The organism is Vagococcus carniphilus (assembly GCF_014397115.1).
Lineage (GTDB): Bacteria > Bacillota > Bacilli > Lactobacillales > Vagococcaceae > Vagococcus > Vagococcus carniphilus.
The window spans coordinates 1,357,509-1,378,566 of sequence record NZ_CP060720.1 but is presented as its reverse complement, the minus strand read 5'-3'; the positions used below and the strand labels follow the sequence as shown (position 1 = coordinate 1,378,566).

At 32.6% G+C, this 21,058-nt stretch carries 22 protein-coding genes; 2 read left to right on the top strand and 20 right to left on the bottom strand.

The window, feature by feature from the left end; translation table 11 throughout:
* Positions 1–17 precede the first annotated feature (17 nt).
* From glmM to H9L18_RS06780, 9 genes are all read right to left on the bottom strand, one after another.
* The gene (gene glmM / locus H9L18_RS06820) at positions 18–1,373 is read right to left on the bottom strand and encodes a phosphoglucosamine mutase (RefSeq protein ID WP_126791568.1); all 1,356 of its coding nucleotides are present in this window, start codon (positions 1,371–1,373) and stop codon (positions 18–20) included.
* Between the two features lie 56 nt (positions 1,374–1,429).
* Positions 1,430–2,458, bottom strand: coding sequence for a CdaR family protein (locus H9L18_RS06815; RefSeq protein ID WP_126791570.1), 1,029 nt, complete (start codon positions 2,456–2,458; stop codon positions 1,430–1,432).
* Complete coding sequence (cdaA, locus tag H9L18_RS06810; RefSeq protein ID WP_126791572.1) at positions 2,458–3,345, bottom strand: diadenylate cyclase CdaA; 888 nt, start codon at positions 3,343–3,345, stop codon at positions 2,458–2,460. Before cdaA ends, H9L18_RS06815 begins: the two co-directional genes overlap by 1 nt.
* 153 nt (positions 3,346–3,498) lie before the next feature.
* Positions 3,499–4,059 (bottom strand): elongation factor P, encoded by a 561-nt coding sequence (gene efp / locus H9L18_RS06805; RefSeq protein ID WP_126791574.1) that lies wholly within the window; start codon positions 4,057–4,059, stop codon positions 3,499–3,501.
* 163 nt (positions 4,060–4,222) lie between these two features.
* Positions 4,223–5,560, bottom strand: a complete 1,338-nt coding sequence (gene glnA / locus H9L18_RS06800; RefSeq protein WP_126791576.1) for a type I glutamate--ammonia ligase — start codon at positions 5,558–5,560, stop codon at positions 4,223–4,225.
* Between the two features lie 23 nt (positions 5,561–5,583).
* The gene (locus tag H9L18_RS06795; protein WP_126791578.1) at positions 5,584–5,910 is read right to left on the bottom strand and encodes a MerR family transcriptional regulator; all 327 of its coding nucleotides are present in this window, start codon (positions 5,908–5,910) and stop codon (positions 5,584–5,586) included.
* A gap of 113 nt (positions 5,911–6,023) precedes the next feature.
* A complete protein-coding gene (gene hflX, locus H9L18_RS06790; RefSeq protein ID WP_185847398.1) occupies positions 6,024–7,256 on the bottom strand; it encodes a GTPase HflX in 1,233 nt (410 codons plus the stop codon).
* A gap of 13 nt (positions 7,257–7,269) precedes the next feature.
* On the bottom strand, positions 7,270–8,211 hold the full coding sequence (gene miaA / locus H9L18_RS06785) for a tRNA (adenosine(37)-N6)-dimethylallyltransferase MiaA (protein WP_126791582.1): 942 nt from the start codon (positions 8,209–8,211) through the stop codon (positions 7,270–7,272).
* Positions 8,211–8,939 carry a glycerophosphodiester phosphodiesterase gene (locus H9L18_RS06780; protein WP_126791584.1) on the bottom strand — a complete coding sequence of 243 codons (729 nt, stop codon included), beginning with the start codon at positions 8,937–8,939 and terminating at the stop codon, positions 8,211–8,213. Before H9L18_RS06780 ends, miaA begins: the two co-directional genes overlap by 1 nt.
* Positions 8,940–9,077: 138 nt before the next feature.
* Between H9L18_RS06780 and H9L18_RS06775 the strand changes: the two genes are divergently transcribed.
* Positions 9,078–9,245, top strand: coding sequence for a DUF3042 family protein (locus tag H9L18_RS06775; protein WP_126791586.1), 168 nt, complete (start codon positions 9,078–9,080; stop codon positions 9,243–9,245).
* A gap of 81 nt (positions 9,246–9,326) precedes the next feature.
* On the opposite strand, the gene H9L18_RS06770 is transcribed toward H9L18_RS06775, so the two are convergent.
* From H9L18_RS06770 to H9L18_RS06745, 6 genes are all read right to left on the bottom strand, one after another.
* Positions 9,327–9,728 (bottom strand): rhodanese-like domain-containing protein, encoded by a 402-nt coding sequence (locus H9L18_RS06770; RefSeq protein ID WP_126791588.1) that lies wholly within the window; start codon positions 9,726–9,728, stop codon positions 9,327–9,329.
* 29 nt (positions 9,729–9,757) lie between these two features.
* On the bottom strand, positions 9,758–10,720 hold the full coding sequence (locus H9L18_RS06765; protein WP_126791590.1) for an ROK family glucokinase: 963 nt from the start codon (positions 10,718–10,720) through the stop codon (positions 9,758–9,760).
* A complete protein-coding gene (locus tag H9L18_RS06760; protein WP_126791592.1) occupies positions 10,717–10,929 on the bottom strand; it encodes a YqgQ family protein in 213 nt (70 codons plus the stop codon). Before H9L18_RS06760 ends, H9L18_RS06765 begins: the two co-directional genes overlap by 4 nt.
* Before the next feature lie 97 nt (positions 10,930–11,026).
* Positions 11,027–11,749: a rhomboid family intramembrane serine protease gene (locus H9L18_RS06755; RefSeq protein ID WP_126791594.1), complete on the bottom strand. Its 723-nt coding sequence runs from the start codon at positions 11,747–11,749 to the stop codon at positions 11,027–11,029.
* Positions 11,730–12,302, bottom strand: coding sequence for a 5-formyltetrahydrofolate cyclo-ligase (locus H9L18_RS06750; protein WP_126791596.1), 573 nt, complete (start codon positions 12,300–12,302; stop codon positions 11,730–11,732). Before H9L18_RS06750 ends, H9L18_RS06755 begins: the two co-directional genes overlap by 20 nt.
* Before the next feature lie 92 nt (positions 12,303–12,394).
* Positions 12,395–12,829, bottom strand: coding sequence for a MepB family protein (locus H9L18_RS06745; RefSeq protein ID WP_126791598.1), 435 nt, complete (start codon positions 12,827–12,829; stop codon positions 12,395–12,397).
* Positions 12,830–12,999: 170 nt separating this feature from the next.
* Between H9L18_RS06745 and H9L18_RS06740 the strand changes: the two genes are divergently transcribed.
* Positions 13,000–13,227: a hypothetical protein gene (locus H9L18_RS06740; protein WP_126791600.1), complete on the top strand. Its 228-nt coding sequence runs from the start codon at positions 13,000–13,002 to the stop codon at positions 13,225–13,227.
* A 470-nt stretch (positions 13,228–13,697) separates the two neighbouring features.
* Here H9L18_RS06740 and rpmG read toward each other — a convergent pair whose 3' ends face one another.
* The 5 genes from rpmG to H9L18_RS06715 all read right to left on the bottom strand — a co-directional run bounded on the left by rpmG (position 13,698) and on the right by H9L18_RS06715 (position 20,919).
* Complete coding sequence (gene rpmG, locus H9L18_RS06735; RefSeq protein ID WP_077275288.1) at positions 13,698–13,847, bottom strand: 50S ribosomal protein L33; 150 nt, start codon at positions 13,845–13,847, stop codon at positions 13,698–13,700.
* Positions 13,848–13,977: 130 nt separating this feature from the next.
* Positions 13,978–16,083 carry a penicillin-binding transpeptidase domain-containing protein gene (locus tag H9L18_RS06730; protein WP_126791602.1) on the bottom strand — a complete coding sequence of 702 codons (2,106 nt, stop codon included), beginning with the start codon at positions 16,081–16,083 and terminating at the stop codon, positions 13,978–13,980.
* A 228-nt stretch (positions 16,084–16,311) separates the two neighbouring features.
* Entirely contained in the window at positions 16,312–18,261 is a 1,950-nt protein-coding gene (gene thrS / locus H9L18_RS06725; protein ID WP_126791604.1) for a threonine--tRNA ligase, read from the bottom strand.
* 317 nt (positions 18,262–18,578) lie between these two features.
* The gene (locus H9L18_RS06720) at positions 18,579–20,207 is read right to left on the bottom strand and encodes a hypothetical protein (protein ID WP_126791606.1); all 1,629 of its coding nucleotides are present in this window, start codon (positions 20,205–20,207) and stop codon (positions 18,579–18,581) included.
* On the bottom strand, positions 20,194–20,919 hold the full coding sequence (locus H9L18_RS06715; RefSeq protein ID WP_126791609.1) for an ABC transporter ATP-binding protein: 726 nt from the start codon (positions 20,917–20,919) through the stop codon (positions 20,194–20,196). The genes H9L18_RS06720 and H9L18_RS06715 overlap by 14 nt, the downstream gene beginning before the upstream one ends.
* Positions 20,920–21,058 lie beyond the last annotated feature (139 nt).

The following is a 21,058-nucleotide window of genomic DNA, read 5'->3' as shown; positions in this document are numbered from 1 at the left end:
CGATTTGTTTACGTTAATTATAAGCCAATCTCTTTAATAACAATTTCGGCAATTTTATCGACATAATAGTTCACTTTGTCTTCAGTTGGCGCTTCAGCCATAACTCTTAATAATGGTTCAGTTCCTGAAGGTCGAACCAACACACGTCCGTCTCCTGCCATCTGAGCTTCTACTTCTTCAATGACTGCTTTAATAGCTGGAACATCCATTGCACCATATTTATCACTAACTTTAATGTTCACTAATTTTTGTGGGTATTCTTCAATTTCAGCTGTCAATTCTGATAATTTTTTACCAGTTTCTTTCATAACATTCATTAACTGAATACCTGATAATAAACCATCACCTGTTGTATTGTAATCAAGGAAAACAATATGTCCTGATTGTTCTCCACCTAAGTTGTAACCAGATTTTCTCATTTCTTCAACAACATAACGATCACCAACTTGAGTTGCGATAGCTCTCATACCAGCTTGGCTAACAGCTTTATGGAAACCTAAGTTGCTCATAACTGTCGCAACAATTGTGTTACCATTTAATTTACCTTGTTCTTTTAAGTATTTTCCGCAGATATAAAGAATTTTATCACCATCTACGATTGTTCCTTTTTCGTCAACTGCAATAACACGATCCCCATCACCATCAAAAGCTAGTCCTAAATCAGCTTGCTTTTCAACAACAAATTTAGCTAATTCTTCTGGGTGAGTTGAACCAACACCATCATTGATATTAATTCCATCTGGTCTAATTCCCATTGTATAAAAATCAGTATTTAGATCAGCAAATAAATGATTAACAAGTGGAGAAGTTGCTCCATTTGCACCATCTAAACAAACTGTCAAACCTTCTAAATCAGAAGGAATTGTTTCTTTTAAGAATTCCATATATTTTTGTAAACCTTCTGGATAGTCGTCCAATGTTCCTAATCCTGCTGCCGAAGGTCTTGGTAAAATATCTTCTTTTGAATCTAAAAGAGCTTCAATTTCTAATTCCTCGTCATCTGCTAATTTAAATCCGTCTGGTCCGAAGAATTTAATGCCGTTATCTTGCGCTGGATTATGAGAAGCTGAAATCATAACTCCTGCTGCTGCTTTTTGCGTACGTGTTAAATAAGAAACACCAGGTGTAGAAATAACACCTAATTGTAAAACTTCAATTCCTACAGATAGCAAACCAGCAATAAGAGCTTGCTCTAATAATTGACCAGAAATACGAGTATCTCTTCCCACTAGAACTTGTGGCATCTCATTTTCTAAATCGCTATGTTGAACTAAAACATATCCTCCACAACGACCAATTTTAAATGCTAACTCTGGAGTTAATTCTTGATTTGCAATACCTCTAACGCCATCTGTTCCAAAATACTTACCCATTTTTTAATAAATCTCCTAACTAAATATGTCAATTTTTTGTATTTAATAACTACTTATTATTTTTTGCTACTATCAGAAATTTTATCAGAATCTTTAGAAGTTGTCGACTTTTCTCTTTTTGTTGTGCTAGAATCTGACGTTTCTTTGTTTGGTGTTACTGTAACAAAAACTGTTTCAGGACTGACTTTGACCTCTTTTGGCACAACAACTACATAAGAACTTGAAAGAGTTTCTCTAATGTTTGTTGTATCTATTTTTAAATCAATTGAATTGATTTCGTCTAAAATATCTTTTGGTCCTGTTATGTGTACCTTGCTCTGTTCCAATGAGAAGGAGTAGTCCTTAATCCCTTTAGGAATGACTCCTGATTGAACAGGAACAACTTTCACTTCTTTAGTTGGTGCTGTCACATTAACATCCACTCTGACTGTGTGTGGTTCGATATTAACATTTAAAGCTTCGCCTTTTTCATCTACCGCATAAACTTTTACTTTTTGAGAAAAATCTGTCGACACATCTGTTTTATCACTAATACCTGCAATAACTTTTGATACGTGCTTGATAGAATCTTCCCCACCTGAAATCGTCACACTTGCTGGATCAACGGTTGCTTTTTCAAGTTCATATCCTGAAGTAAAAATCTTATTATCAATAGCTGGTTCCACTGGGAATTTGTTGCTCTTTTTCTTTTCAATCGTAACAGTTAATTTGCTTGGTTTAATAGTTCCTTTTATAGCCGTTGGTAGTCCTGTTAACTGAAGTGATACTTCATGAGTCCCCTCACCGTATTTAGTTAAATCCATCACTACTGAAAAACTACGCGTTTCAGAGTTCGACTCTTTGTCTAACAAAATTTTATTAGAACTCTTCAAATCTACATTAACAGTTTGATCAAAACCTGAAATAAAATACTTGTCTTGATTATAAGTCACATTGACTGGTACCTTCTCTGCTGTTGCACTTAATTCAGTAAAACCATTGTCGTCATTATTCAAACTTATTGAATTTGCGTTATAGAACAACAGAATGGCAAAGAAAAAAGATAACAAGCGAATTAACCATAAACCTTTATTGTCTTTTTTCATTATTTTTTACCTCCTCTGAAGTTTTTCTTAGCATCTTCAATGAATTGGTAAAAAATATTTTGTTTGTTTTCTTCTATTTTTTGAATTAATTCATCATTTAAAATTTTAATGTATTCATCTTGTTCTAAATGAGGCATAAATTTATTACTATGAGTTATACTCACGTCACCAGTTTCTTCTGAAACAATAATCGTTAGAGCGTCACTAACTTCACTTAAGCCAATAGCTGCTCTGTGTCTTGTTCCGTATTCTTTAGGAATCAAAGAACTTTCAGATAGTGGCAAATATGATGAGGCTGAAGCTATCTTTTCATCTTGAATAATAACTGCACCATCATGAAGTGGCGTATTCGGTATAAAAATATTGATTAAAAGTTGACTTGAAATATCAGAATCTAACGAAATACCCGTTTCCACATAATCCACTAAACTATCTCTATTTTCAATACAAATCAGTGCACCTATCTTACGTTTTGACATGTATTGAATCGCATCATCTAATTCGATAATTAATTTATTTTTATGATCTGTTTGCCGCTTGATGTTTTTTAAAATAGAACCTCGTCCTAAATGCTCCAATCCTCGTCTAACTTCTGGTTGGAAAATAACAATAGCTGCAATAGCTCCATAAGTGATAACCTGACTCATCAACCAAGAAACTGTTGAAAGTCCAATAAAATCACTAAGAATTCTAACAATAATAATAATTGCAATTCCTTTAAAAACTTGGATTGCCTTCGTTCCATTGAGTAGCATTATAAGTTTGTAAATAACAAACCATACCACTAGTATATCTATAATATTAATAATTAAATTCGTTGAAAAATAATTGCTCAAAAAATATTGCCACGTACTGGGTTTGAACAAGTCTAATAGATGAAAGCTCATCTTGTCCGTCCCCCTCTCATATAGTCTTTACATTTTCAAGTATAGCATAATGTCTATTATTTTTTAGCCTTTTTCCAAAAATATTCTAATTTAATTAATGAAAAATTAAAACACTAAAAAAAGGCTTACCAATACTGGTAGCCTTCTTATAAACTATTTAGCACGTTTAACGTATGAACCATCTTGAGTGTTAACTTCTAACACTTCTCCAACTTCGATGAAATCAGGAACATTTACAACTAGACCAGTTTCCATTGTTGCAGGTTTACCAGAACCAGAAACTGTAGCTCCTTTAATTGAAGGTGGTGTTTCAACAACTTTTAATTCAACAGTTGTTGGTAAACTAACTCCTACAACTTCATCAATATAAAATTGAATTTTTACTTCCATATTGTCTAATAAGTAGTTTAATTCATGTTCAATAACTGATACTGGAATTTCATATTGTTCATATGTTTCTAAATCCATAAAAATTGCCATATCATCTTGAATGTATAAGAATTGAACTGATTTACTATCAATATGAGCTTTTTTAACTTTTTCATCTGGGCGCATTGTTGTATCTGTTGTTGAGCCACTTCTCATGTCTCTTAATTTTAGACGCATAACTGTATTACCTTTACCAGGTTTATGATGACTAGCTTCTAAAACTTTGATTAATTTGCCATCTTTTTCAAATGTCATACCACTTCTTAAATCTACAACTGAAATCATTATTATATCCCCTTTATATTTAAACTAACATTATTCTATCACAAAAATTCAATATACCCCATAAAATTATGAAAAATATCTTTAATTACTCATAAGCAGTATCTATCTCTACAAAAAAAGCTTACTGATATAAGTGTGACTTGATCAGCAAGCTTTAAATATTCTAATACATTTCTAAATATTGTTCTCTTTCCCATTCAGAAACTTGTTGACGGAACGCAGACCATTCCATTTTCTTAGCTTCAATAAAGTTATTGTAAATATGGCTACCTAAAGCTTCTTTAACCACTTCATCTTTTCTCATTGCTTTAATCGCATTATGCAAAGTAGATGGTAAATCTGTGATTTCAGCTTCTTTTCTTTCCTCTTCAGTCATCACGTAAATATTACGGTCAACTGCTGCTGGTGGAGTTAACTCATTTTTAATACCATCTAATCCAGATTGTAATAAAACAGCCATTGCAAGATAAGGATTGGCAGTTGGATCAACTGAACGTAATTCTAAACGAGTTGATAAACCACGTGAGCTTGGAACACGAACAAGTGGTGAGCGATTTTTACCACTCCACGCTACATAAACAGGAGCTTCGTAACCAGGTACTAAACGTTTATAGGAATTAACAATCGGGTTACAAACAGCTGTATACCCTCTTGCATGCTTCAATAATCCACCTAAGAAATGATAAGCTGTTTGACTTAAGCCATCTTCTCCGTTTTCATCATAGAAAACATTACCCTTTTCATTAAATAAAGACATGTTAATATGCATACCAGAACCAGCAATTCCGTAAAGTGGTTTTGGCATGAAAGTAGCGTGTAAACCATGCTTTCTAGCAATCGTTCTAACAACTAATTCAAACGTTTGAATGTTATCACATGCTTCAATCGCATTAGCATATTTAAAATCAATTTCATGTTGTCCTGGTGCACACTCATGGTGAGAAGCTTCTACTTCAAAACCAAGACTTTCTAACTCTAATACAATATCACGACGACAGTTTTCACCTAAATCGGTTGGTGCAAAATCAAAATAGCCACCTTGATCGTTTAATTGGTCTGTTGGTTTACCATTTTCATCTAGTTTAAATAAGAAAAACTCTGGTTCTGGTCCAATGTTAAATCCAGTAAATCCTAAGTCATTCATTTCTTTTAAAACACGTTTTAAGTTACCACGAGGGTCGCCTTCAAAAGGTTTGCCTTCTGTGTTATAAACATCACAGATTAAACGAGCTACTTTTCCTTTTTCGCTTTCCCACGGGAAAATCATGAATGTTGAAACATCTGGATATAAGTACATATCACTTTCTTCAATACGAACAAATCCTTCAATAGATGATCCATCAAACATCATTTTATTATCTAATACTTTATCAATTTGGCTAATAGGAACCTCAACATTTTTCAGTCTACCTAAAATATCAGTAAACATTAAGCGTAAAAATCTAACATTTTCATTTTGTGCTGCTTCTTTAATCTGTTCTTTTGTTGTGTATTTTCCCATTATTTGCCCTCTTCTTTATTAGTTTAATTTAAGCCACTTTCCTTCATCAAATCATTGTATAAAGCAATTCTTATTTTTTCCTCAGATAATTGTTCTTGTCTTTTATCTTGTTTGATAAATTGCTTTTGAATTTCTTTAATCGTAAAGTGATCGCTTAGCATCTCTTTAATATCAAGAAGTCGATCAATATCATTTAAAGAAAACAAACGATTATTCCCTGCATTCCGTTCTGGAAAAATTAACTGTTGCTCTTCATAATATCTAATTTTACGAGCAGTTAAATCGGTTAACTTCATAACAGAACTCATTGGAAAGACAGCTAAATTTCGTCTTAATTCCTTTTCTTTCATATCAATTTCCCTCTTTTCCTTAAAGGATAAAAAAAGAATAACAGGTAAAAAAAAAAAAGTCAATTATCCATGTTAGATTATCTAACATGGATAATAACTTTTTTTAAATTTCTTTAATCAATAGCCCTTTGTAACCATTTAGAATGCTTTTGACAGTAACCTTTTACTTGATAACTGTTTTCTTCTTCTAGATATTCATAAGATTCTATTAAGACTTCTTTTGGCATTTGATTTAATAAATAGGCTTCATTAGCCTCTAAATGAATTTCAAATGGAACAAAAATTTCTTTTAGTCGTTTCAAAATTGCCTCAGTTAAGATATTTTTTCCTGAATCCTCAAAAGCAGATATTAAACAATTAGGATAAATAGTTGGAACAAATTGGCTAGTATCTAATAACTGATCTGCTTTATTATAAACCGTCAAAACTGGTATATGATTCATTTCCAATGTATCCAATAATTCTAATACTGTTTTTTCCTGTTGATTTCTATTTTCAGACGTCACATCTACCACATGAAGTAATAAATCAACACTTCGACTTTCTTCTAACGTAGACTGGAACGCTTCGATTAACTGAGTTGGTAAATCTTGAATAAAACCAACTGTATCAGTTAATGTAGTTTCCAAACCGTCTGGCAGTTGCCATTTTTTAGTCAAAGGATCTAATGTCGCAAACAATTGATCCTCAGCGTAAGTTTTAGTATTAGTTAATAAATTTAAAATGGTTGATTTTCCAGCATTCGTATAACCAATTAAACCTATTTGAAAAACAGAGGAATCTTTTCGTTTTTGTCTACTTCTTTCACGATGCTCACTTGTTTCTTTTAACTCTCTTTTAATGATAGTGACTTTATGACGTATATGTCTTCGGTCTGTTTCTAATTTTGTCTCACCAGGACCTCTTGTTCCAATACCTCCACCTAAACGAGATAAAGCTGTCCCTTGTCCCACTAAACGAGGAAGCAAATAGTTAAGCTGAGCTAACTCCACTTGAAGTTGACCTTCTTTTGATTTAGCTCGCATCGCAAAGATATCAAGAATTAATTGCACGCGGTCAATGACTTTAACTTGTACTTCTTCTTCAATAAGTCTAGCTTGTCTAGCTGTTAGTTCGTGGTTAAAAATTACTGTATCTGCTTCTTTTGATTGAATTAAAGAAGCTAACTCTTGAAGTTTACCTTTTCCTAAAATCGTCCTTCTATCAATGACTTGTCTTTTTTGAATTAATTCTCCAATAACCTCGCCTTGCGCTGTTTCAGCTAAGTTACCAAGTTCTGTCATTGATTCATCAAATGTCTTAAAATTCTCCTGGGTCTCTACACCAACAAGAATTACTTTTTCCACATCATACCTTCTTTCACTCAGCTAACCATTCTTTAACTGATTCTATTAATTCATCCACTTGTTCTGGCATTTGAACTAAATCATACCATTCAACACTCATTCGGTTTTTAAACCAAGTTAATTGTCTTTTAGCATACTGTCTTGAATGTTGTTTTACTTTATCAGTCGCAACTTCAAGAGAGATCTCTTCTCTAAAATAAGCAAAAAACTCTTTATAACCTATTCCCTGACTAGCTTGAGTTTCACCTAAAGAAAAAACATATTCTGCTTCTTCTAATAACCCCTCTTCTAACATCAAGTCTACTCGTTGATTAATTCGTTCATATAAAAATGCACGATCTGTTTCCAACCCAATTAATTTAACGTCATACTGACATTGAGATAAGTCAGTTAGGTCTAGTCCTTGCTGTTCTAGGATACTTGTACCTGTTTTTTCGAACACTTCAATCGCTCGAATCACTCTTTTTTCATTATTCATATGGATCTTTTCGCTGGCTTTTGGATCAATTTGATTTAAATATCCCCAAAGTTCGTCCTTACCATGTTCCATTGCGTAAGCTTCCCATTTGTTTCGTATTTTTTTAGCTTCTTTCTCTTCTTCTTTACTGCCTAGTTGAAAGTCAAATAACAGGGATTGAATATACATGCCTGTCCCACCAGCTATGATTGGTAGATGATGACGTGTACTTATTTCTGTTATTTTTTCTTCAGCTTCTTGTTTAAATTCAAAAGCTGAGTAGTTTTCAGTTGCGTCTTTCACATCAATTAAAAAATGAGGTACGCCTGATTTTTCTTCTTCTGTTACTTTTGCTGTTCCAATATCAAGTTTTTTGTAAACTTGAAGAGAATCTCCACTAATAATTTCTCCAGAAAACTCTTTAGCTAATTTAATACTTAAGGCTGTTTTTCCAACACCGGTTGGTCCAACAATTACTAATACTTTTTGTTTTTCCATTAAAAAGCATCCTTTTCCATCATTGCTCTCTCAGGAAAATCGGTATGAAAAGCCGCCAATCCAAGCTCAAAACAAAGAGCCATATCTTCTTTTGTATTCGCAGTCCATGGACGAACTGCTTTAGGAAACTCTCTAGCAATCTCTTTATTTTCTTTTATCCATTCGATAGAAGGATGAATACCACCGATAGCTATTTGATCTTTTCCAAAATTAATTTTTCGCTCTGATTTATCCATAATCACAGCTTTTGGTGTAGTGGTATCTAATGCCATGACTCTCTCCATTGTTTCTGTATTGAAGCTTGAAAATAAAATATCACAAGATAAATCAAACTCTTTTAATGTCTCTAAGATTTTAGATTCGATGCCCATATAATCATATTCATCTGTCTTTATTTCAATATTTAAAATACCAGTATATTTTTCTTCCTCTAATAAAGCTAACACTTCTTTAAATAATGGAATTTTTTCTTCACTGTAAGCTTTATCAAACCAACTACCAGCATCCAATGCTTTCAATTCTTTTAATGTCAGGTCTTTAACTAAACCTTCACCATTAGTCGTTCTTTTTACATCGCCATCATGAATTACCATTAAGTCTTCATCTTTTGAAAATTGAATATCTAGCTCAATGCCGTCTGCCTTGACGCGAACTGCCTCTTTGAATGCAGCTAATGTATTTTCAGGATGTGTTCCTTTGCTTCCTCTATGCGCAAAAATTAAAGTCATTTTTTACCACTCCATTTCAGATAATAGTTTAACATTTATACTCACTTTTTAAAATCACTCATTATAAGTTTCTACTAGATTTTTTCCTTAAAATGAGGGATAATGGTAATGTACAAAAAGTAAAGGATGTGTTAACATATGAAAAAATTTACTTCAGGCTTTTTAACTGGTACTACAGTTACTCTTGCTGCTTTAGCTGGTGTTGCTGTCGGAATTAAAAAACTTGTTATCGAACCAGTTGAGGAAAAAGAAATGATGATTGACGATAACCGTAAAAAAGCAATGCGTAAAAGTCGCGCTCGTTAAAATGACTAATTAAAAAGAGAGGTTGACCGTAGATAATGTGGTCAATCTCTCTTTTATGTTTAAAAGATATTTATTGTTAGCTTATTTTTTCTTTGTTTTACCTGTCCAACCACTGTAACCATCTTTTAGAATATAGATATCAGTGAAACCTTCTTTTTTCAATAATTTAGCCATGTAAATTGCCATTGCTACTTTATTGTCGTAAAGATAGATTGGTTTATCTTTTCTAATTGCTGTTAAATACTCTTTATGTGCTTTTGAAATAGTGTAAGGAACACTTCTTGCCCCTAAAATATGACCACGATTAAAGTCTTCTTTTTCTCTCACATCAATTACTTGAGCATTTCGCATTGATTCTTGGAACTCTTCTTGAGTTAACATTTTGGCTGTTCTCTTTCTCATAATGAAGAAATATAGTTTATACAAACCATAAATGACAATAATTGAAAATAAAAAAATGTTAATTGTTGCTAAAAATGACATAACTAAAAGCCCTCTCTAATCTCTTTATCTTATTTGAATTGTAACGCTAGGGATGCAGCTCCAATTACACCAGCTTCATTTCCTAAAATAGCTAATTTAATTTTTGTACTTTCTCTTACTTGAGGGAAAGTAAATTGATTAAAGTATTGTTGTACTCTTTCAATTAGGAAATCTCCTGCTGCTGAAACCCCACCACCAATGACGATGTCACTTGGATTCAATATGTTACCAATATTACCACATGCAAGGCCTAAATAGAAACAAACTTTATCAACAACTAATAAAGCAAAATCATCATCTGCTTTAGCTGCGTCAAATACATCCTTACTAGTCACTTCTTGCCCATCATCAATCTTATATTTTAGAGATGAATCACCTGAGTAAGATTCTGACATTGTTCTAGCTAAACGAACCACACCTGTCGCACTAGCAACTGTTTCTAAACAACCTTTTTTACCACATGTACAATCAAAACCTTCAGGATCTACTGTGATATGTCCAATCTCGCCTGCTGCACCTGTTACACCATGTAAAAGATTACCCTCAGCGATAATGCCACCACCTACTCCTGTTCCAAGAGTGATAAAAGTAACTTCTGGTGAGTTTTCACCTGCACCTTTCCATCTTTCGCCAAGAGCTGCCACATTGGCATCATTATCTAAAGCAAATGGAATATTTAAAGCTTCTTCAATTGGTTTTTTTAATTGTTGTAATGTCTTCCAGTTTAAATTATATGCACCAATGACAGTACCTGCCTCACGGTCAACCGTTCCAGGAGTTCCCATTCCAATACCAATAAACTCGTCAGAAGTCATGTTATATAACTCTAAACGATGCTTAATAGATGCAATAATATCTGGAACAATATGTGATCCTTCATCATTAATGTTTGTTTCGATACTCCATTTTTGTTGAATGTCACCAGTCTCTGTTAAAATTGCAAATTTTGCAGTCGTTCCACCTAAATCAATACCAATTATTTTCTTACTCAATTTTGCCCCTCCTGATATTCCAATTCTAATCGATGCTCTCTTTTTAAGACCATCATAGCATTAACGAAGTCATTTTTTTCGATAACATCACTCTCGTGTAATTGACGAAGCTCAATCATCATTAATTCAATATCCCATAATCTATTCCCAACATAGATAAAAATACCAAATCGTTTTAGTAATTGTTGTACATCGTACATAGTCCTCATATTAACGCTCCCATAACATTATACAGATAACAAAAATAAATTAATAGAGTCTTTTTCATTTTTGTTCAATCTTCCAAATTTTTCATCATTTCTTTGTTTATTTAAAAGTAAAACCATACACTAAGCAAAATCCAATAAAGAAAATAGTTAAAATGCCAGCTATAATTCTTTTATGAACATTCATTTTTTCTTGACGGTTATTTCTTGGTACACTCACCACAATCATTAATAAGACGCCACCAATGGCTCCACCAAGATGACCTAAAATATCAACACCAGAGTCAAATAAATTCATCACTAAATTAAGAATAATCAACAGTGTCATACTTTGAGACATGTGCTGAATCATTGGATGATATCGGTAAATTTTCCCTAGAACAATAAAGGCTGCGAAAATACCAAATAAAGAAGTACTCGCACCAGCTGATAGTCCGTATGAACTACCAAAAGCAAAACTAAGTAAATTTCCCATAATACCACTTACCATATAAACAATGAAAAACCTCATATGGCCAATGATGGGTTCAAGAATTCGTCCCACAAAATATAAGCTTAAAGAGTTTAACGCTAAATGAGTTAAACCGATATGAATAAAAATTGGGGCTACAAAACGCCAGTACTCATGATTTTGAATAACCGCTTGAGGTGACATCGCACCAAATAAATACAACAGACTTGAGTTTTCAGAACCATTCACAATACCATTTCTCACTCCAACAAACTCCATCAAGATAAATACAGCAACTTGAATCGCTAAAAAAGCATAGGTGAAAAACGGCGTTCGGTTAATTCGATTCCAACTACTTGAAAATTGGCTCATCCAGACACTCCTCTTCTTGAGACATAAACAATTTCTCAACTGGTAAATCATGAATTTCCGGTTGCCAAGAATAACCTGTTTGTTCTTTAAAAACTAAACTACACGTTTTCCCTTTAAAATCTGTTAAATAACGATCATAGAAGCCACCACCAAAACCAACACGGAATCCATCAGGTGAGAAAGCTACTCCTGGTACAATAAGTAAATCTATTTTATCTTTAGTTATTTTTTTCTCGTTTTTCGGCTCTAAAACACCAAAGGAAGTTAACTCTAACTCTTCATCAAAATCAAAAAAATAAAAATCCATTTTCCCTAAACCAAAAGTCCTAGGAACACCAACTGTCTTTCCTTCTTTTAAAGCTTGCTCAATCAACGGTTTTGTATTAAACTCTTTTTCCATCGCAAGTGTCGTACCAATGGTTTGAGCTTCTTGCCACATTTGACTTGAAAACAATTGGCTCAAAATATTATTTTCTTGCTTTTCTTTTTTTTCAGGCGTTTGACTCAACAACTTTAAGTCAGTCAGCACCTTTTTTCGAATGTCTTTTTTCATGGGACTAGCCTCCCTAAGAATTTTTTATCAATAGCCCTATTATACTCATTAATACCCCTAAACAAAAGAATATTCTATGACTTTTTGCTTTTCTAATCAAGAAAAGTAAAATAATCAAGTTGCCATTGCTGTGTTTTTGTAGCTGTTTGATTTAAATCAGATTCCCATTCAGGGTAAACTCTAATTCCCATCTTACCCTTTGATTTATCGTCCTTTAGTATTCCTTTTTTTAACAATATTTCTTTAGGAAACTTAAACACACCTCTTTTTTCATTATCTGAAACAAAAACAAGTGTTTCTTGAGGAGATTCTTCAAATAAGAAAGGCTGATTGATGTTGTTTCCATCTTTCTCCCAAAAGACAACAAAATACCCTTTTTTAGTCGGTGTTTTCTTAGCTAGCCGACTCCGAAATGATTGATTATTTATTGTAAATGTCATACCTTCGTATTCTCCATTTTGCTTTTCATAACAGATATTTTCTGGTTGGATGGGAGTTAATTTTTGAAGTAGTTCTAAAGAAATCATTTTAGTTCTCTCCTTGTTTAATTTATGTTCATTCCTGTTTATTCTATTATAAAAAAATGTTTAGCACACTAAAAAAGATCCCAATGAATAATTTATGAAGTCAAAATTCAAAAAAGTAATAAAATAAAAATATTCTACTTTTAACATTAACATGAAAGAAGGTTTATTTTATGGAAAACAAAATCGCTCCAGAAGGCCACATTTATATCGATACTATTAAATATAAACGTTTTCTTCCAAATGTAGTTGAAAAAGAACATTTAGTTAGAATACAAAGTAAAGAAATGTGGGATCGTCAAATCGAGAGAGAAAATAAAAAACTAATTAATAATGCTAAAGCCCGGAAAACAAAAAGTAAAGTAAAAACAAATTATAAAAAAATCGCAATAGTCTTTTAGAATCTGAAAAGTGGAGAAAAGAACGTTATCATAAATCAGTATGGAAAAATACAGATTCTGGTAAAATCACCCAAGCAGGACCAGTGACTACCACTAAACGAGATGAAAGTTAAATACGATTTAAAGGTCAGGAGTATTGTTTAACTTCCATCTTAAACCACTACAGACAAATCATTCTAAGGTATTTGGAATTTGTCAACGTTATAAGATTTCAAGTCAATTTTATCGGTAGCAACATCAGCATATTAATACTTGAATAGAACAAACATATAATTTTTATTCTATCTAACTAAACGGATTCAGGAATGCTTATGTCACAAAAAATAACAAAAAATCAGCTTAAATATTTGTTAATTATGTCATTTTTTTAAACAAACCGTATTCAAAAATGTATACAATCTTGACTTATAAAATAAAAAAAGAGCTAGAATCTTTACTACTAAAGGATTCTAGCTCATAGTTTAAAACTATTATTTTGTTTCACGGTGTAAAGTAACTTTACGTTCACGTGGACAATATTTTTTTACTTCTAAACGATCAGGATTGTTACGTTTGTTTTTATTTGAAAGATAGTTTCTTTCTTTACATTCAGTACATTCTAAAGTAATGTTTACGCGCATGTTGTGTTCCCTCCAAAAATTAAATATTCAAGTATCTTTACTTGACACTAGATTATAATACCATGTTTTTTTTACAATTACAAGCTTTTGTTAAGTAGTTTCCCTTTACAATTAAAAGACGTTACCCTCACTATTGTTTATTATTAGTTTCAGCATAAGCATTAACAACTTCTCTTAGGACAGCTGTATTAGCTCCGTTATCATCGTCTTTAATATGAGGTAAAATGACACTAACTGCGATTTGAGGGTTATCATATGGTGCGTAACCAACAATCGTACTATTAATAACTTCTTGTCCTCCAGCAAACGTTTCGGCAGTACCTGTTTTAGCTGCTATTGGTAAACTAGCACCTTGTAAAGCGTGTCCTGTTCCCATTGGTCCATTTACAACTTGATACATCCCTTGCTTGATTAACTCAAACTCTGCATCTTGACCTTCAATTTTATTTAGAACTTTTGTTTCGATTGGTTTTTTCACTTCACCTAAACTACCTGTGTCGTTATTTCCATAAACACCTTTAACAACATGAGGCGCTACACGTGTTCCACCATTTGCAACTGTTGCCACATATTGGTTTAACTGCATTGGTGTATAGGTATCATAGTTCCCAAAAGATAAATCGAGTAAATTACCCATAATACCTGGGATATAATTACCATCTTTATCTTTATACTGTTTATTGATGAATCCAACGCCTTCTTTTGGTAAATCAATACCTGTTTTAGTTCCTAAACCAAACTGTTCATAGGTATCGCGAAGTGTTCCAAAGACATCTGTTCTAATCGGCATAGACATATTAGGAGAATAACTAGTTCCCATCATTCCTAAAGCAATCTTCATCATGTACACGTTAGAAGAAACTTCTAAGGCTTGTGTTGTTGTTAACGGAATCGCACTGTAGTGGTTAAATAAAGATGATTTAGTCAGTCCACCTTGGAAGACTAAAGGCTCATCCACCATCGTTTCATTTCCACTAATAATATTATTTTGATAACCGGACATAACAGTCGCAGCTTTGATGGAAGAACCTGGTACAAAGGCTTGATTAATCGTTCCTAATGTATCATCTTGCAGTTCTCCTGTTTTAGGATCTTTTCTGACTCCATTCATGGATAAAACATTTCCTGTTGCAGGCTCTGTTACAACAACATAAGCCCCTTCTGAAAATTCAGCTTTACCACTTTGAATTAAACCATTGTAGTTATTTTCTAAAATTTCTTGGACTTTCTTTTGGAACTCTAAATCGATGGTCAAGACAACATTGTCGCCTTTTTCACCTGCTTTTGTTTCCTTTTTAGAAGTAATTTTTTGATTTTTATCTGTTACAATTTCTGATTCACCTTTTTTACCTTTAAGGTCATTTTCATAGGCTTCTTCTAAATAACTTAAACCGACTCGATCATTAATTTTGTAACCTTTTTTCAAATATTTTTCTGCTTTTTCTTCTGGTAAACCTTGTTTTTCCGTTGAGACAGTTCCTAAAATTGAGCGTAGTTGATCTTTTTCAGGATACTCTCTTTCCCAATCTGTTCCAGCCGATAATCCTGGGATAGAAGCAGTATTTTCTCCGACAACGGCAATTTCCTCTGGTGTCACATCTTTATTCTTCACAATAACCGGCTGAAGAGCATACGCCCCATTAATCTTTTTAAAAACAGTCGCCACTTGCTTCTCTTTATCTGATAATTCAATGTCTTTTACATCGACTTTATCTACCATTTTTTTATAAAGGTCTCCAGCTGAAAGTTGTTCACCTTTACTATTTAATTTATCCGAAACGGTTAACTTAGCTTCTGCTTTTTTTAATTCTTTCGGGTCAGACAACCAGTAATCTTTTTGGTCTCTTGCAGATAGTTTTTCAGGTTCAATATGAATTAAGTCCACTATCTGTTCACTGACTTTTTTAATATCTTCTGCTGTCATGCCTGAGCTTCTCGTATACAATATTGCTTGATTTGCTTTATTTCCAACGAGTACTTTTCCTTTTGAATCATAGATGAATCCCCTAGGAGCATTCTCTTCTATGACACTTTTTTGTCCTTTTTCAACGATTTGAACAAATTCATCATGCTGGTTAATTTGTAAGTACGATAGTCTCACAACTAATGCTGTAAATAGAACAAAGACAATAAAAAAAAGAAAGTCTAATCTAAAAGGGACATGCGTCTTTTTGGGTCCTTGTGCTTTCTTAACTTTCTTCGAAAATGGTCGCCATGGTATTTTTTTATTTCTCATCTAAGTAAAAAATCCTTTCAATTCTGCAATTAATCTATATTATACTGGTTAATTTTTCATTTTTTTAGTTATTTTAATAATATTTATAAAAATTTTAGTTTTAAAAAACCCAGTATTGAGTATCTCATGGATCTATTGCTTTTTCAATGATATTCATCTTCTTTTCACATTTTTTTATGGCTTCCTTAAACAAAAAAACCAATAGCTTTCGCTAAAGGTTTTCTCTCATTAATTAGATTGACGACTATAATTTTTCACATCAGCTACGACTGACTCAACAAACATGTCAACATTCATTGTACTTGTATCTTTACTTCCGTAGCGACGAATATTTACTTCACCTGAATCAAGTTCTTTATCTCCAACTACTATTTGATAAGGAACTTTTTGAGTTTGAGATTCACGAATCTTGTAACCCATTTTTTCATTACGAGTATCTACGTCAAAACGTAATCCTTGCATCTCTAATTTTTCCTTAATTTCGAATGCGTAATCACTATGCATATCTAAATTAACTGGAATAATAGTTCCTTGGACTGGTGCTAACCAAGTTGGGAAAGCTCCTTTATGAACTTCAGTTAAATGAGCAACAAAACGTTCCATAGTTGATACAATACCACGGTGAATAACAACTGGACGATGTGTGTTTTCTCCGTCTTCACCCACGTAAGTTAAGTCAAAACGTTCTGGTAATAAGAAGTCTAATTGAATAGTAGAAAGAGTTTCTTCAGTACCTAAGGCAGTTTTAATTTGAACATCCATCTTAGGTCCGTAGAAGGCTGCTTCTCCTTCAGCTTCAAAGTACTCTACACCCGCTTCATTTAAAGCTTCTCTTAGAGTTGCTTCTGCTTTTTCCCACATTTCATCATCATCAAAGTATTTTTCAGTATTTTTTGGATCACGTAAACTTAAACGTAAACGATAATCATCAATATTAAAGTCTTCGTAAACATCTACCATTAATTTCAATGTACGCATGAATTCATCTTTAATTTGATCTGGTCTAACAAATGTATGACCATCGTTTAAAGTCATCTCACGTACACGAGCTAATCCTGATAAAGCACCTGATTTTTCATAACGGTGCATTTGGCCAAGTTCTGCAATACGAATTGGTAACTCACGGTAACTATGGATATCGTTTTTATAAACCATCATATGGTGAGGACAGTTCATTGGACGAAGTACTAACATTTCGCCATCTCCCATATCCATTGGAGGGAACATATCTTCATGGTAATGATCCCAGTGACCTGATGTTTTATACAATTCAACATCTGCCATAATTGGAGTGTAGACATGTTGATAACCTAAACTAATTTCTTTATCTACAATGTAACGCTCTATTACGCGACGAATAGTTGCACCTTTTGGTAACCAGAATGGAAGACCTGACCCAACATCTGGATTAACCATAAATAAATCTAATTCTTTACCTAATTTACGATGATCACGCTCTTTAGCTTCTTCACGCATTTTTAGATAGTCTTTTAATTCTTTTTTATCGAAGAACGCTGTACCGTAAACACGTTGCATCATTTTATTGTTTGAATTACCTCTCCAGTAAGCACCTGCTACTGAAAGTAATTTAAAGACTTGAATACGACCTGTTGAAGGAACATGAACTCCGCGACATAAGTCAACAAAGTCACCTTGGTCATAAACAGTAATCACTTCATCAGCTGGTAAGTCATTGATTAATTCTTCTTTGTAAGGATCACCCTTAAAGATTTCTAAAGCTTCTTCTCTTGAAACTTCTTTACGAACGATTGGATTGTTTTCTTTAACAATCTTCATCATCTCTTCTTCGATTCTTGGTAAATCTTCTTCTGACACAGCCGCTTCACCATTATCTGTGTCATAGTAAAAGCCGTTATCAATGGCAGGTCCTACACCAAAATGAATATCTGGGTATAAGCGTCTTAGAGCATTAGCCATTAAGTGAGCAGTTGAATGACGTAAAATTTGTAGTGCATCATCGTGGCCTGGTGTGATGATTTCTAACGAACCATCTTCCTCAATTTCACGATTAAGGTCAATTACTTCTCCATTGAATTTACCCGCAAGAGCTTTTTTAGATAAGCTTTTACTGATACTTTCAGCAATTTCAAAAGTAGTTGTTTTTGCCTCAAATTCCTTTACTGCGCCATCTGGGAATGTAATTTTAATAACTGACATTAAATCTCCTCCTATAAAAATTAATAAAAAAAAGCCCTACTAGGCCTGTATAAGCCTAATAGGACGAATTATCGTGGTTCCACCTAAATTTTGGATAGTTTAATAAACTATCTTCTCTATCGTGATAACGGTACGACCGGCTCAGTTTCAACTGAACTCTTGAAAGTGGTCAATTATTACACTTATTGGAAAACTTTCAGTCAAGATTTTCCTCCCTAAAAATAGTAATTAATAATCGGTGTCTTTCGCATCAATCTAATTATTTAAATCTTACTAACATTTAAACACTATTTTAATTAATTATCAAGTCTCATTCACTAATTTTTTAATTTGAATGTTCTTGGAGCAAATTTTACAATCACGATTAATCCAATAATAAAGTAGACAATTGAAATGCCTGAAACAAGTAACGCATACAAGACACCTGCAGTCTTTATTTGTAAACTCATATAAGCGATTCCGTAAAAGACGCCATCAACTAATTTGTAGACAGGATTTTTCACCTGAAAATCACTGGTAAAGGGTTGTAAAATATAATAAATAAATAATTCATGAAATGAGAATAAAATGGTTAAACTTATCATGACAAATAAGAAAAGTAACAATAAATCGGTACTTAAAATCTGATGATTTAATACATTAAAGAAAAGAAGACCCAAATAAATCGTTAAACTGATAATCCCATTGTAATAAAATATTTTTAAGAAACGATAAAAGAAACCTCTAACAATTGCTTTTGACTCTCTATAAAACGGGTAAGCTAACATAGATGAATCACAATTAACAAAGATAGTTTGCACCACCTTTTTACCAAAAGATAAAATATAAAGAATAAAGAACATAATTGGTAAAAAGTTATAAACGATTTTTTCGAATTTAGCTTCACTAATAGACATCGGAATGAATCTAAATGTTAAACTAATCAGCAACATAATAACAGTTATCCCAATAATTCGATAGATTAGCTGCTTTCTTAGGCTTGTTTTGAAACGACTGAAAAGTAGTGCATTAATATATTTACTACCCTTCAATGAAGACAAATCTGTTTCATTTGTTTCCTTCTCTAATTTCATCTTTTTACCTTCGCCTAGATAATACTCTTGATCTTTTGTGTTTTTCTCTGAATAATTAATCATTATTTCTGAAGAAGCAAACATTTGTCTTGAAAAAGCATCAAATTGATTAAACCTAACATATAAATAAAAAAATGGTAAACATATGATTAAAAAGATAAAGGCACTAGCCCAGCTCACAAATTTTTCTTGAAACGCAAATAAACCGTTAGATTGAATCAATAGATAAATTAAACCAACTTCTAAACCGGCGACTAGTAAACAAACAGCCAATTTGGCTAATAATCTTCTTTTAATTAAGGTTAAATGTAAATTAACAACTGACCATAAAAGAGAGTAAGATATTAATGAAAAGATACCTATTAGTAAATATAATAAGATATTTTTCTCAATGAGACCAACAATCACCAACCCAGGAAGAGAAAAAATAACCCCTTCAACCGTCCCTAGAATTGTTTTTCTTTTAATATAATCTTCCTTAGAAACTCGAAAGTTAATAATAAATTGAATTTCTTGTTTTTCTAAACTTAAAAATAATTCCCCTAAACAAGAACCAATCAAATTAAATAAAAATAACCACACAAAAAAAATAGTAATAGGACTACCAACCACATCACTTAAACCTTTACTAATAAAAAAACTAATGATAAATGGGATTCCGTGAAGTAAAAAAGAAAGTGCTAATGAAAAAAGTAATTTAATAGCGGTAAATCCTTTTTTTAGTCCGTATTCTCGGTAAAGCATAGTTGTTGGTACTATTTTACCAATGAACGGAATTCTTCCTAGAAAATAGAATAAGCCATTAATAAACGTACTTGCTTTATAATTTCGATATTTCCAATTAAAATAAAATAACTGCTTAATTTCTGTCATCTTCACTACCACCATCTTCATCTGAAAGTAGTCTTACAATTTCACTTTCAAAATCAGCATCATGAATACGACTTGCAGGAATTCCTTTTAGCTCACCATTATGTAACAGAACAATTTCATCACATAAATCTTGAGCCAATTGTAAAATATGAGTAGAAAAAATAACGACAGATTCTGACTTCATCGAAAGAATCAATTCTTTAACCTCGTGTGCTGCAACCACATCAAAAGAAGTGAGTGGTTCATCTAATAATAAAATAGGTGGTTGAATCATCATAGTCGCTATCATTTGAACCTTGTTTCTCATCCCATGAGAGTACTCTTTCATCAAACGATGGCGGTCTTCTTTTTTTATTCCAACTTTTGCTAAATAAGCATCAGGTGTACGAATATTTTTCATTTGATGTTGGTTCATATCAATAAAAAATTTGATAAATTCATAACCTGTCATAAAGTCTGGTACATTAGGAGTTGCATGGACTAAACCTATATCTGTCTCTTTGTAATCTTCTAATTTATCTTCTTTTTCTAGTAAAATAGAACCATTTTCATAAGATAAATCTTTTGAAATACAATTAAAAAGTGTGGTTTTCCCAGCACCATTTCTTCCTAACAAACCATATATTCTCCCCTTTTGAAATTCAAAAGAAGCATCCTTTATTACTTGTTTACCCTTAAATTCTTTTTCAAGATGATCAATCACTAATTTCATTTTTTCCCTCCAATAAAAAGAAACATAATTTAAATCAGTATACCGAAAATAAAACGTTTTTACCATATGAAAAATAGTTGTTTTTATCTTAACGTATCTTTTATAATAGACTAAGAATAACAAGTTAAGGAGGAAGTAG